Raw genomic sequence first — 13,961 nt, 5'->3', positions numbered from 1 at the left:
GCAGACCGGGTGAGTAAACTGTGCGCCTTATAAGATTATTGCTAAATTTAGCGTTATTCAAATAGCTTTCAACATAAGATACTAAATCCCCCAATGCTAAAAACCATACTTCCCCTCATCATAACCTTGTGTCTAAGCATCGGTGCCAAAGCCCAGCAAGCCGATAGCACCCTGAAAAAATCGCCTATAAAAACTTTGAGCGATAAGAAGTTTACCCAATTGATAAGCGGTGAGTATTTGTTTGATGATATTGAGCAGGTGGCAAGGCTTAATCACTACCCCATGCCCGATGCGGCATTGAAATTTAAAAAAGAGCTAAGCCTGAGCCCTGTGCAGGTTACCAAGATCACCGCCATTGCTGCAGAATTACACCGCAAGCGGGTAGAGATGGGCAATTTTATTGTTACCAACGAAACCACACTTGATAAACTGATGAGAAAAGGGACGGATAATGGGAGCATTATCTTTTATTCCAACCGCTCCGGTTTGTATTACGGTGAACTGCGAAACGCCATTTTACAGGCTTGCCTGAACACCGGAAATGCGCTGGCGCCGCAGCAAATCACCAAGTTGGAAACACTCAACGCTCATAATTGAAAATATCCCATTTGATTTGCTTAATTTAGCGCCTCCAAATAAAGTGTATGAAGATTACGTTTGATTTTGAAAAACCACTGGCTGAGTTACAGCAGCAAATAGAGAAGGTAAAGCAGGTTGAGGAAAAAAATAAACTCGACATGTCGGCAACAGTTGCCGAACTGGAAGGAAAGCTGGAGGAAGCCAAAAAAGACATATATAGCAACCTTACCGGCTGGCAAAAAGTACAAATTTCGCGTCACCCCGAAAGGCCGTATACCTTGCAATACATCGAGTTGATGTGTGATGATTTTATTGAACTGCATGGCGACCGTACAGTTGGCGATGATAAAGCTATAATCGGCGGTTTCGGTACGTTAAATGGCCAAACAGTAATGTTTATCGGTCATCAGAAAGGCCGTAACACCAAAGAGCGTCAATACCGTAACTTTGGTATGGCCAACCCGGAAGGTTACCGCAAAGCTTTAAGGCTGATGAAAATGGCCGAAAAGTTCAACAAACCTGTAGTTACCCTGATTGATACTCCCGGAGCATTTCCCGGTTTGGAGGCTGAAGAACGCGGTCAGGGTGAAGCCATTGCCCGTAACCTGCTTGAAATGGCAGTACTGAAAGTGCCTGTGATTTGTGTGATCATTGGCGAAGGTGCATCGGGCGGTGCATTGGGTATTGGTATTGGCGATAGAGTACTGATGCTGGATAATTCCTGGTATTCGGTGATCTCTCCCGAAAACTGCTCAACCATCCTTTGGAAAACCTGGGAAAACAAAGAGCGTGCAGCCGAAGTGCTTAAACTAACCTCGACAGAGATGTTCAAGAACAAACTGATTGACGGCGTGATCAAAGAACCGCTTGGTGGTGCTCACCAGGATCCGGTTGCAATGGCTGGCATTCTGAAAAAACAATTACTAAAAGATCTCAAAACCCTTAAAGAGCGTAATATCGACGAGCTTGTTGCCGAGCGAATTGACAAATTTTGCTCAATGGGTGTGGTTAATGAATAAAATTTATCTGCTTTGATACGAAGAGCTGCCTTAGGGCGGCTCTTTTTGTTTGACGCTATATTTTAAAAATATTCATTGCGTAGCGCGGCAATCTCGTAGCCAATGCATGTCCGCTCTGTATAGCTACGAGATTGCTTCGTCGTTCCTCACAGCAATGATATGGTTGTTGTTTATTCGCTATGCTGCTTTCATGGTCCTTTAGGGGGCTCTCGCAGATTTAAGTTACCCACAAATTAATAGTCCAATGATTATTGCCAATTGAGTAATTCGCGGAGTTGAACCCCTCTGGGGTTCAGGTAAGGGGTGGAACGTTATTACTACAAACCTGTTCCCCCTCTGGGGGATTTTTATAATTTAATAAACGGGTATCAATTAAGATGTGCTTAAGGACAGGTGCACCAGAGGTGCAAAAGGTTTGTAGCATAAAAAAGTATAGAAACGCCCTTTGCACCAGAGGTGCAAAACAAAACGCCTTGCTGATTAAACGACAAAACAATTTTGTGGGTGAACTTAAACTGCGGGAGTCCGAGAAGGGTAGGTAAACCATATTAAGCGTTCGTTTCAATCAAACACAAGAAAAGAACTACAAACCCTACCCCATAATAGTCGCAAATGCCCCTTACGCAGAAGTTGGTTTGATGGTAAATTTGATCATCAATTAAACCATTCATCATGAAAACTGAAGAATCAGAAAGCCCTTTTGGCAAATTGGGTAATCCGGCCCGGCGTGCATTGGCTAATGCGGGTATCACTTCATTGCTTGAATTATCTAAACTTACGGAGAAGGAGTTTTTGCATTTGCACGGTGTCGGCAAAAGTTCGGTACCGGTGGTAAAAGAGAAAATGAAAGAAGAAGGTTTAGGCTTCAAAGAATAAAATAAGTGAACCCCTGTGCCTTCCCGCACAGGGGCTTAAAGCTTACAGTATATAATATACGTCGGCTTTAGTGGCGGCAGGCTGAGCTGCTACCTTTTCACTCTCATGTTTATCGTTAAGCATCTGCTTCAAATCGCGTTCAATGGTTTGCGATATGGCAGTTGTTGGGGTATCTGTTGGTTTGTTTTCAAACGGGTCCTGCAGGTGGATAGCCATTTTCTCTACCAGTAAAAATGCTGCTGCTATAGCTATGATCAGCGGTACTTCAAACATACCAAAGAACTCTATCAGGCCAAAAGGCAGCAGTATAATGAACAGGTACAGGCAAAAGTGGATATATAAACTGTAGGTAACCGGAAATACAGTGTTCTTGATCCGCTCGCATTTACCCATGGCATCGCACAGGCGGGTAAGCGTACCATCTATCTGCACTTGCTGGTAGTCATTCAGCCATCCGTTTTTATAAGCCAGCTTTAAGTCCAGCCCGTGTAGTTTTAGCAAACTATTGGGCACATTTGTAAAACGATGGCTGAATTTTACCTCTTCATCAACTAACAGATGGGTGTTTTTAGCATAAGGGTCCTGCTTACGTAAAGATTGGCTTAAGCCGTAACACCATGCTATCTGCCGGTAAACAAACCGTTTTTTGAAACCCTCTATTTCTTCGCAGGCAGCGTTATCGCCATCTAAAAATGTGATCAGTTCGCGGGTAAGGGATCTTGAATCGTTTACGATAGCTCCCCAGATGCCCCGGGCTTCCCACCAGCGGTCATAAGCCTGATTTGAACGGAAGGCCAGCAATAGTGATATAATAGTAGCCAGTATGGCCGGAACCGCAATCGGAATTGAAATGCGGTATTCAGGGAAAAAGCGGTGAAATAAAGCTATAGCTACGGCATAACCGGCAACAAATAAAAGCTCGTTCTTGATTTTCCCCACCACGTATTTTACCGGGATATTTTCTTTTAGTAACATAGATAATGTTTTAAATGATTTTAATAAATACTAAACCTCCAGCAGCTCATGTTCTGCATCGGCTTTAACTACTGTCAATGGCTGTTTAACTTCGGCTTTAAGGGTAATTATTTTATACCTGGTGCGCTCCATTAATATGGTAGGATCAAAGCTGTTGGGTGTTAACCTTTGGTAATTATGGTTTTCGGGCATAGCTATCAGGTCGGTTTCTTTTGCTTCAAGATAGTTTTTAAATACAGCTACTGTATTGCCGTAAAAAAAGTCGGGTGTGATACAGGCGATCTGGTCCGGATAATCAGCTTTAAGCATAGTGCAGCCGGCGTAAAATTCATCGCTGATGAGCGCGTACTCCCTGCTGCGACGGGATAGTAATAGCAGATCAGATATCGAATCTGATAGTTGCAGGAAATGAACCAGTGATATGTTTAGTTTGTCTTTCGGATAGCGCTCGGCTAACACGGGTATAATGTTCAGTGATGATAAGGTGAAATCAGACGGGATAATGATGTTTAATGTTTTCATGATGATACCTTTTTTTGTGTTTACTTCTGTTTGTTGATACAATAGTAGGTACCGGGGATTAAAGCGGTTTAAGAAGGAGATTAGAATCTGATTAGAGTTTAATAATTATCATTAAAAGATAATGGGCTTTGAAATTTAGTCCCCTCAGGGCCTCTCGCAAATTTGAGTTTACCCACAAAATCTAAATGTGTGCTAAGCAATGGTTGGAAAGCAAGTTTACGATTACGAGACTCCGCTGGAGTCCAATATCTCTTTAAATTTTGTCTATAAACACGTGGCCTCTCCGAGGCCGCCTGGCACGCCAAATATATTATAAGCGTTACCGGCCTCAGAGAGGCCACGTGTTTATAGCGCTAAAGGGACATGTTTTTCGGCTCCGTAGGTGCCTCGTGTTGAAATTTGAGGTTGGTTGATTTTGTGGGTTAACTTAAACTCGCAATGCACCCAGAGGTTCGCTGTGTTCTAAAGGTCTCCGAGGATATTATGAACAGCGAATCTGAATGACGTATACATCAGGGTTCGCTGCGAGAGACCCTGATGAGACGTTAAATTGGACTAAAGCCAAGACTTGTCAGTTTTTTTACCATCAGGGATTGCTTCGTGCCTTATATGATGATTGTAAGTTATTGACTATCGATGTTATTTTTTTACACGTCATCACGATTTTTTAGCCTGTGGTCGGTGTTTTCACCGCAGGTGTTCGGAAGATGAAATTATCTCTACTTTTTAAATAAAAAAATATGTCATTGCGAGCGTAGCGCGGCAATCTCGTAGCCAATGCATATCCGCCCTGTATAGTTACGGGATTGCCACGTCGCTCCCACGCTCTACCCTCTGCCGCTTCGCTCGCAATGACATAGCTTTTTTAACCAGCATTCCCAACCGATCTGAATCTTCCGAACACCTGTGGTGTTTTCACCGCACCACTTTTGCCTTACAACCCGGCCGTAAACTTCCGATATTCGCAGTCATTAGATTGAACAATCGACCAGTAAATCATATGGTGCGGTGAAAACACCGACCACAAGCTGAATGTGTTTTTTTAAAGCTATAAACACGTGGCCCCGCTGGGACCGGCAAGGTTTTACAACATAATCTGATATTAATTGAGATGCTTAAGGACAGATGCACCAGAGGTGCAAAAGGTTTGTAGCATAGAAAGTATAGAAATACCCTATGCACCAGAGGTGCAAAACAAAGCGCCTTGCTGATTAAACGACAAAACAATTTTGCGGGTTAGCTTAAATCTGCGAGAGACCCTGATGAGACGTTAAATTGGGCTAAAGCCAAGACTTGTCAGTTTTTTACCATCAGGGATTGCTTCGTGCCTTATAATGACGTGGTTGAGATGTCATTGAGCTTTCAGATCCCTATGGATTTAAACACTCTGCATGACACCCTTTTCACTTCACCTGGGATGGTAAAAGTAGAAAAATATTTAACCTTTCTCTTCACGATACACCGGCAGCATCACCCTGATCTCGGTGCCTTCACCTTCTTTTGAAATAATACCAATGTTGCCCTTGTGTAGCCTTACTATGTTTAATGCGAGCGGAAGGCCTACACCATGACCCTCATATTTCCCGGTGTTTGATGCACGGAAAAATGGTTCAAAGATGTGCTGAACATCGCTTTCAGGAATACCTATGCCCTGGTCCTTTACACTAAAAATAATGCTGTTGTTTTCGGCATACACCTTAAGTGTTACCGGTTTGTTTTCGGAGTATTTGCAGGCGTTAAGGCCTACATTGCTTATTGCCAACTTGAGCAGGTTGGTGTTTCCCTGCGTTACCAAGCTTTCTACATCATCAGGCAGCGATGAGAAATCGATGCTTAAATTATTTGTCGGGATGATATGATCAACCGCCTCTTTAACCATAAACGCCAGCTCATCGGCGCGGATCTGTTCCCAGTTTTGTTTTTTACCGTCAAACCCGCTTTGTGCCAGGCCAAGTAAGCTGGTAATAATGTCCTGCAAACTTTGGGTGCCGGTAAGGATTTCATTAAGGTTTTTATGAAGATCGGCACCCGGCTGATCTAAATTTTTTAAAGAGATCTCGGCCTCACCTTTGATGATGGCCAGCGGCGTGCGAAGTTCATGCGAGGCGTTGCTAATAAAGTTGTTTTGGGTTTCAAAAGCGGTCTCCAGCCTGTCGAGCATGTTATTGAACGTTTGGGTAAGCTCTGCTATTTCGTCTTTCCCTTTATAATCTTCCAAACGCAGGTGCAGGTTGCTTGCCGTAATGGTGTTTACCTTTTTAATGATGTTACGTACCGGTTTAAAGGTATGGTATGAAAAACGGCGGCCAATGAGGTAAACAATTAAAATCGAAATCAGGAAACTAACAATCAATACCTGTTCAAGATCATTAAGCTCACTAAGGCCCGATGGATTGGTTGCCGAAACTACAATAATAGCGTCACCTTCGGGAAAGTGAAATATATTGCCGGCATAAAATACGTTGTTGGCTTTAAACCGCGATTTTCCGTTGGCCAGAATATTCTTTATCAATTCGGCCGGAACGCCTTTTACCGTTTTACCTTTGGTATAAACCTCGGGTTTAATAATATATTGTTTTTCGGCAATGAGGCGTTCAAGATAGCGCTGACGTATTTCCTTGTACATGCCAAGGCTGTCGCGGTCATTAAGGTGATGGATTTGCGAAGAAATGTTTACCCTTGTTTCCAGGCGTTTAAAAAAATCGTCGAAAGTAAACTGGTGAACAAAATAGAAGATAGCCCCGCTAAATACCAATATTACCGATACCGTTAAGGCCAGGAACAGCAGCGCGACTTTTTTCTGGATGCTCATTTAGGCTGCGTTGTTTTTTAAAATATAGCCCATGCCTATAACTGTGTGGATAAGCTTGTTGTCAAAATCTTTATCGACTTTCTTGCGCAGGTAGTTGATATATACATCAACCACATTGGTCCCCATGTTGAAATCAATGTTCCAAACGTGCTCCAGTATCTCAATGCGACTGAGCATGTGGTTTTTGTTTTTAGCCAGAAACTCCAATAGTCGGTATTCGGTAGCTGTAAGTTCGATGGTTTTATCGCCGCGTTTTACCGATTTTTCATCGCCATTAATCGTTAGGTCGGCAATTTGGATCACGTTTGGTGGCTGTACAAGATTGGTATTGCGACGGGCCAGCGTGCGAATGCGGGCATTAAGCTCAACCAGACTAAAAGGTTTAACCATGTAATCATCTGCACCACTATCAAGTCCTGTTACAACATTTTCGGTAGTACCCAGGGCGGTGAGCATTAATATGGCAGCACTTTGGTTTGCCTGCCGTAGTCGCCTGCAAACTTCGATGCCATTGATGCCAGGCAGCATAATATCCAGAATGATCAATTGAAAATCCATTTTTATGGCCATATCCAGTCCGGTTGTGCCATCGAGGGCAACACTTATTTCGTGACCTTCGGCAGTAAGGTCTCGCTGGATAATGGATACCAGTTTGGGTTCATCTTCTATGAGGAGGATCTTCATTACGGCAAATATAAATTACACATAGTATAAACAATAAATAAGCATGTTGTTTTAATTCAATCATATAGCCCGCATCGTCATTTGCTACTGGTCGAAGTTTAGCGATAGCGTAACTTCGTCCTAAAATCACGGAAGCATTCTGCTTCCGCGATTTGGGTTAATGTTCATTTAAAATAGTATTTAGACATGGACACTCAAGCTGAAAGCTTGAGCTATTTTAGGACGAAGTTACGCTGCCGCTAAACTTCGACCAGTTGTCGAAAGCTTGAGCTATTTTAGGACGAAGTTACGCTTCGCTAAACTTCGACCAGTATAAAGACCGTTAAGAACAAAAAATGCCCGCTCACAGGCGGGCATTTAAAAAAGCATTAGCGGTTAACTATCTCTTCCCAGTTACTCCAAATTTCTTTTCAAAGCCACTCAGTTGCGTAGTGAATTTGTTGAACAGTTGCGGTTGTTTATACTGCTTGCTAAACTCTACGAGGCCACCTAATATCTGCATTGAATATTGCAGATCGCGGTTTTCGAGATTGGTTTCACCTTTTTGCAGCAGGGCATAGCTGTAATTAAGCTGATTGTTAACGTAATCATCAACCAGGTTAGCCAGTTTATTGCCCAGCGGAATGTCATTTAAACGGTATGCGTTTTCGATCATGTAATATTTACGTACCGCTATCTCTAACGAGTTAATGGTTGTTGGCATTACCTCATCATATTTTTTAAGCACCTTACGGGCCGAATCAGGTTTGCCTGCTTTTGCCAGGTCATCAGCCAGGGTTGAGTAAAGTCTGGTGATGAGCGGGTAAAACATGGTCATTGATTCATGATCAAGGTAGCTGGCGTTTTTCATGTTGCCCCACCTGTATTTGGTCATCATGTTTTCATACATTTTACCAGTGTTGCTGGCCTCAAGCGGGCCAACTGCTGTATCTGGTTTTAAAGGCAGCAGGCGGTAAGCAAATCCTTCGTTGTACATGTATTTATCCAAACCTATCATATTACTGTTAGGTACTGTTACCGAAAAATAAATAGGGCGCTTCCAGTCATTATGTGATAGGATGTCCATCATGGCCAGCACATCCTTGGTAACATAACGGCCGTTAAATGTCCAGTCCATTTCGGGGGCTATCTTATCTTTATCGGCAGCGGCAACCGAACCTGTTTTAATTACCTCATCGGCATTAATGGTTAATTTGAACTTGTTGGTTGGCAGGTAATTGGCAACATCGCCGTTATTGTACTCAACCATGGCTTCCTTTTTATCAGAAGTGATGAAATCAAAAACATCTTTTAATTCGGTAGCCTCAGGGATTTTCTGATCGTTAAAATAGATTACATCGCGTACGCCCGGTTTAAACTTATCATTAGGCATGCTGATAGGCAGTGGCTCCGATTCGTTCATCTTGTTTTTCATACCGCGGATATACCAGTCGGTACCCAGCAGGCTCAGGTTTACAATACGCACATCAGGGCGAACGTTTTCAACCTCCTGTATATACCAAAGCGGGTAGGTGTCATTATCGCCATAAGTAAACAAAATAGCATTTGGCGCGCATGAATTAAGGTAGTTATAAGCCATATCATGCGGGGTAAGCTTGGTTGAGCGGTCATGATCGTCCCATTCCTGGTTGGCCATTAATAAAGGCGCAGCTACAAGGCAAACCGCTGTTGATATAATGGCACTAACTTTTGCATTAACCTTTTTGCTTAATACATCGGCAATACCAATTACACCTAAACCTATCCATATAGCAAAGGCATAAAAGGAACCTGCATAGGCATAATCACGCTCGCGGGGTTGCAGCGGGTCCTGGTTAAGGTAAAGTACAATGGCCAAACCGGTACAAACAAACAGAATGGCAACAACACCGGCTTCGCGCTGGTTGCGCGTAAAATGAAATACAGCGCCAAACAAACCAATAATAAGTGGTAAAAAGAACAGGCGGTTATAGCTTTTGCTTTCGGTAACCGAATAGGGAAGAGGCTGGCTGAAATTCCATCCGCTGATCCATTCACCATCGGCACCTGAATTTAAACTCTGGCCGTCAAGGTCATTGGCACGACCAACAAAATTCCACAGAAAATAACGGGTATACATCTGGTTAATTTGCCATTTCGCAAAAAAGTTGATGTTTGAACCAAAGGTTGGATGCTCGCTTTCGCCAAGGCCGGTCCACTCACGATAAAATTCCGGGTGACCAGGCTTATCGCTGAACATACGCGGAAATATGGTATTGCGGTCATAAACTGTATTTAATTTTTTACCGGCAACTTCGTATTTGGTTTGGCCGCGGCGGTAAATATTTGCGCCTTCTGTTTGGGCTGTAGCTTCCGAATCAAAAAACTGACCGTACAATAACGGCGTATCGCCATACTGATCGCGGTTAAGGTAGCTGTTTAAAGCAAAGGCATTTTCAGGGTCACTGTTGTTCAGGTTAGGATTGGCTTTTGCACGTACAACGATCATCACAAACGAACTGTAGCCAAACAGGATGAACAGCAGGCAGATCAGGAAGCTGTTAAGTGCAAAACGCTTTTCGCGAATTTTTACCACATACTCCAATAAGGCTAAAATACCAGCGCTTACTACCAGGCCAATAATGCCGCCGCTTATTCCTAATATAAGCACAAAGCATACGGCAGCTAAAATAATGGCAGGTTTAACAGGATTTATGGTATAGTAAATACCCGCCACAATGGTGATGATCAATAAAATGAAAAATACCACGGCACCACTGCCGAAACCCATACCCAGTGTATTAACAAAAAGCAGGTCGGAAAAGGCCGCGCCTTTTACCGTAAATTGAATAACGCCCCAAAGTACAAATGCCAATGCCACAACACTTACCAAAAAGGTAAGCAGCGTACCTTTTGTAGTAACATTTTTTACTCTGCGGAAATAGATCACCAGGCCAATAGCCGGGATCACCAGCAGGTTTAGTAAGTGGATCCCGATAGAAAGGCCCATTATATAGGCAATAAAAACTATCCACCTGTCGGCATGAGGCTCATCTGCATGGGCATCCCATTTCAATATTGCCCAAAATACAACTGCAGTACATAGTGATGATTGTGCATACACTTCCGATTCAACTGCCGAGAACCAAAAAGTATCTGACCAGGCATAGGCTAAGGCACCCACAAGGCCCGAGCCAATGATCAGGATAAGATTAGTAACATTAAGCTGTTCTTCTGCCTTAACCAAAAGCTTTTTGGCAAGGGCTGTAATAGTCCAGAACAGGAACATGATGGTAGCGCCGCTGGCCAGTGCCGATGCCATATTGGCCCAGTAGGCTACTTTTGTATTATCGCCCATTGATAGCAGGGTGAATACTTTACCTATCATCGTAAATAAAGGGGCCCCGGGCTGGTGAGCTACCTGCAGGCGATAAATACAGGCAATAAATTCGCCGCAATCCCAAAAGCTTGATGATGGCTCAAGGGTTAAAATGTAGGTTACTGTGGCAATAATAAAGGCTATCCAGCCAAATATATTGTTGAGTTTTTTGTAATTCATGTTCGGACGCTATGTAAAAAAACAGGATTAATGCAGCCGAAAATAATAAAACTATTGGGATGTTACCATTAAATGAGCTGTTTTGAGGTGTATTTGTATTTTATTTTGCTGTGTTTGAGTTGATAATGAATTTTTTTAAAATTCTATTTTGAGAATCAAATATTCGCGCTATATTTGCATTCCTTTTCGGGGAGTAAAACAAACCAAAGGAGATTGCCTGATAGTATAATGGTAGTACGACGGTTTTTGGTACCGTTTGTCTAGGTTCGAATCCTGGTCGGGCAACATTAAGATTTCGGATTTCGAATTTTTGATTTCGGATTTATTCCGTTTTGAAAACTTGAAATCCGAATTGTGTTTTATAACGGTTGTATTTGTAAAAGATCAACGGTTGAGGACAAGTAAATCCGAAATCGAATATCCCAAATCCAAAATCAAAATGCCCTTACAATTTAACCCGGTTAAGTTATTTGCAGGATCAGGCTCGCAGGAGCTTGCGCATCTTATAGCTGATGCTTATGGTCGTGAATTAGGTGAAGTTGTGATATCGCGTTTCAGCGATGGTGAATATCAGCCGCATTTTAATGAATCTGTCAGGGGATCTGATGTTTTTCTGATCCAGTCTACCCACCAGCCTACTGATAATTTAATGGAGTTGCTAATGATGATTGATGCCGCCCGCCGCGCATCTGCTCATTATGTAAATGCCGTTATTCCTTATTTTGGTTTGGCCCGTCAGGACAGGAAAGACAAACCTCGTGTTGCTATTGGCGCAAAGCTGGTAGCCAACTTGTTAGTTGCAGCAGGCATTAACCGTATCATGACCATGGATTTGCACGCAGCGCAAATTCAGGGCTTTTTTGATGTTCCGGTTGATCACCTGGACGCATCTATCATTTTTGTACCTTATATCAAAAGCCTTGGCTTAGGCCACCTTACTATTGCTTCGCCTGATATGGGCGGTTCATACAGGGCCCGCAGCTTTGCCAAGTTCTTTAATGCCGAAGTGGTAATTTGCGATAAACGCCGTAAACGCGCCAACGAAATTGAAGCCATGACGCTGATTGGTGACGTTACCGATCAGGATATTGTACTTATTGATGATATCTGCGATACTGCAGGTACCCTTGCAAAAGCAGCCGGCTTGATCATGGAGCGTGGTGCACGCAGCGTACGCGCAGTTTGTACGCACCCCGTTTTATCAGGTAAAGCTTATGAAACTATCGAAAACTCGGCATTAACCGAACTGATAGTTACCGATACTATACCGTTGAAACAACAAAGCCCTAAAATAAAAGTGCTTTCAACTGCCGAACTGTTTGCTAAAGCGATAAGCAACGTAAACGAACACGGTTCGATAAGTACCTTGTTTAAGGTGGACTAAGAAGTTCATAGATCATGGTTGATGGTTCATAGTATATTGCCAACCGTGAAATGAAAACGAATAAAGATTTTATGGGTAGTAGGCCATGAACAATGATCTGTGAACCATGAACTAAATAATAAACAAATAAATAAAAATGAAATCAATTGCTATTAGCGGTTCTCTAAGAGAGAACGTAGGGAAAAGAGACGCGAAAGAGCTGCGTTACAATGGCCAGGTGCCTGCAGTTCTTTATGGTGGTGCTACACAAACCCACTTTGCAGTGTCCGCAGCTGATTTGAGGACCGTAGTTTACACTCCGGTTGTTCATTTCATCGATCTTGAAGTTGCTGGTGTTAAATCACAAGCTATCATCAAAGACATCCAATTTCACCCACTAACTGAAAAAATCACTCACGTTGACTTTTTATTGTTAGACGAGAAAAAACCGATCACTATTGAGATCCCGGTAAAATTAACCGGTACTTCTCCAGGTGTTAAAGTAGGTGGTAAACTGGTTCAAAAATTAAGGAAACTGCGTATCAAAGCGCTTCCTAAAGATCATCTTGATGCTATTGAAGTAAGCATTGAGTCTTTAGAAGTAGGTAAATCAGTAAAAGTGTCTGATATTAAATTAGATAACTTGGTGATCACTAACGCTAAAGAAGATACCATTGTTTCTGTAACTACCTCACGTGCATTACGTCAGGCAGAGCAGGAAGCAGCTCAAGGTAAAAAATAATTTTGCTTAGCAAATTATCAAAACAGCGATAGGGAAACTTATCGCTGTTTTTGTTTATTTTGAAATAGAAAACGGCGAGGCTTTTTTTAAAAGCGTAGGCTTGTGCGATTCCCCTCTTGAGAGGGGAGGAGGGGTGTGTTATTCAGCATGATGTATAACACACCCTGGCTACCGCACCGCCAAACGCGCCCCCTCTCAAGAGGGGAGCCAAAAAATAGAGCCTGTTAAATAATAATCAATCAAATTTCTCCGCTGATTAGCGGAGGCCAGGGGGCATGAAATATTTAATAGTAGGTTTAGGGAATATTGGTCCGGAGTATGCAGATACCAGGCACAATATTGGTTTTATGGTATTAGACGAGCTGGCTAAGCAGGAGGGAACAAGGTTCCAAAACTCGCGTTTGGCCTATTATACCGAAACTTCATTTAAAGGCCGCACCCTTTGCCTTATTAAGCCAACTACCTATATGAATCTGAGTGGCAAAGCCTTAAGCTACTGGATGAAAGACCTGAAAATTCCGGTTGAGAATGTTTTGGTTATTGTAGATGACCTTGCGTTGCCTCTGGGCACCCTGCGCTTAAAGCCCAAAGGCAGTGCCGCCGGGCATAACGGTCTTAAAAATATTGAAGCTGTATTGGGCAATAACAACTATGCACGCCTGCGTTTTGGTATTGGCGATAATTATCCTAAAGGCCGTCAGGTTGATTTTGTGCTGAGCCCCTTTGATAAAGATGAGCAGCCCGAACTTCCTGCACTGATAGACCGCTCGATAGAAATGATCAAGAGTTTTGCCGCCATTGGAACCGAACTTACCATGACCCGTTACAATAAGTAACAACCCTGTTACAAACTAATATATTAGTTAAAAATC

At 42.8% G+C, this 13,961-nt stretch carries 11 protein-coding genes and 1 tRNA gene; 7 read left to right on the top strand and 5 right to left on the bottom strand.

The window, feature by feature from the left end:
• The first annotated feature begins 93 nt into the window (after positions 1-93).
• The 3 genes from MTO98_RS29185 to MTO98_RS29175 all read left to right on the top strand — a co-directional run bounded on the left by MTO98_RS29185 (position 94) and on the right by MTO98_RS29175 (position 2,474).
• Positions 94-597, top strand: a complete 504-nt coding sequence (locus MTO98_RS29185; protein WP_243482556.1) for a hypothetical protein — start codon at positions 94-96, stop codon at positions 595-597.
• Between the two features lie 47 nt (positions 598-644).
• Positions 645-1,598: an acetyl-CoA carboxylase carboxyltransferase subunit alpha gene (locus MTO98_RS29180; RefSeq protein ID WP_243482554.1), complete on the top strand. Its 954-nt coding sequence runs from the start codon at positions 645-647 to the stop codon at positions 1,596-1,598.
• 672 nt (positions 1,599-2,270) lie between these two features.
• Positions 2,271-2,474 carry a DNA-directed RNA polymerase subunit alpha C-terminal domain-containing protein gene (locus MTO98_RS29175; protein WP_243482552.1) on the top strand — a complete coding sequence of 68 codons (204 nt, stop codon included), beginning with the start codon at positions 2,271-2,273 and terminating at the stop codon, positions 2,472-2,474.
• 42 nt (positions 2,475-2,516) lie between these two features.
• Here the strand turns inward: MTO98_RS29175 and MTO98_RS29170 are convergent, their stop codons facing one another.
• The 5 genes from MTO98_RS29170 to MTO98_RS29150 all read right to left on the bottom strand — a co-directional run bounded on the left by MTO98_RS29170 (position 2,517) and on the right by MTO98_RS29150 (position 10,984).
• Complete coding sequence (locus tag MTO98_RS29170; protein ID WP_243482551.1) at positions 2,517-3,449, bottom strand: bestrophin family protein; 933 nt, start codon at positions 3,447-3,449, stop codon at positions 2,517-2,519.
• Positions 3,450-3,479: 30 nt separating this feature from the next.
• Positions 3,480-3,971 carry a hypothetical protein gene (locus MTO98_RS29165; protein ID WP_243482550.1) on the bottom strand — a complete coding sequence of 164 codons (492 nt, stop codon included), beginning with the start codon at positions 3,969-3,971 and terminating at the stop codon, positions 3,480-3,482.
• Positions 3,972-5,409: 1,438 nt separating this feature from the next.
• Positions 5,410-6,783, bottom strand: coding sequence for a HAMP domain-containing sensor histidine kinase (locus MTO98_RS29160; protein ID WP_243482549.1), 1,374 nt, complete (start codon positions 6,781-6,783; stop codon positions 5,410-5,412).
• Positions 6,784-7,467 carry a response regulator transcription factor gene (locus MTO98_RS29155; RefSeq protein ID WP_243482548.1) on the bottom strand — a complete coding sequence of 228 codons (684 nt, stop codon included), beginning with the start codon at positions 7,465-7,467 and terminating at the stop codon, positions 6,784-6,786.
• A 379-nt stretch (positions 7,468-7,846) separates the two neighbouring features.
• Entirely contained in the window at positions 7,847-10,984 is a 3,138-nt protein-coding gene (locus tag MTO98_RS29150) for a DUF2723 domain-containing protein (protein WP_243482547.1), read from the bottom strand.
• A 214-nt stretch (positions 10,985-11,198) separates the two neighbouring features.
• Here MTO98_RS29150 and MTO98_RS29145 point away from each other — a divergent pair.
• The 4 genes from MTO98_RS29145 to pth all read left to right on the top strand — a co-directional run bounded on the left by MTO98_RS29145 (position 11,199) and on the right by pth (position 13,925).
• Positions 11,199-11,269, top strand: a tRNA-Gln gene (locus MTO98_RS29145).
• A gap of 154 nt (positions 11,270-11,423) precedes the next feature.
• Positions 11,424-12,368: a ribose-phosphate pyrophosphokinase gene (locus MTO98_RS29140; RefSeq protein ID WP_243482546.1), complete on the top strand. Its 945-nt coding sequence runs from the start codon at positions 11,424-11,426 to the stop codon at positions 12,366-12,368.
• A gap of 136 nt (positions 12,369-12,504) precedes the next feature.
• Positions 12,505-13,089, top strand: coding sequence for a 50S ribosomal protein L25/general stress protein Ctc (locus MTO98_RS29135; protein WP_243482545.1), 585 nt, complete (start codon positions 12,505-12,507; stop codon positions 13,087-13,089).
• A gap of 275 nt (positions 13,090-13,364) precedes the next feature.
• Positions 13,365-13,925 (top strand): aminoacyl-tRNA hydrolase, encoded by a 561-nt coding sequence (gene pth, locus MTO98_RS29130; RefSeq protein WP_243482543.1) that lies wholly within the window; start codon positions 13,365-13,367, stop codon positions 13,923-13,925.
• Positions 13,926-13,961 lie beyond the last annotated feature (36 nt).

The organism is Mucilaginibacter sp. SMC90, from assembly GCF_022811725.1.
Classification (GTDB): domain Bacteria; phylum Bacteroidota; class Bacteroidia; order Sphingobacteriales; family Sphingobacteriaceae; genus Mucilaginibacter.
The sequence above is the reverse complement of the archived record's forward strand: the minus strand, read 5'-3'. Positions and strand labels throughout refer to the sequence as shown.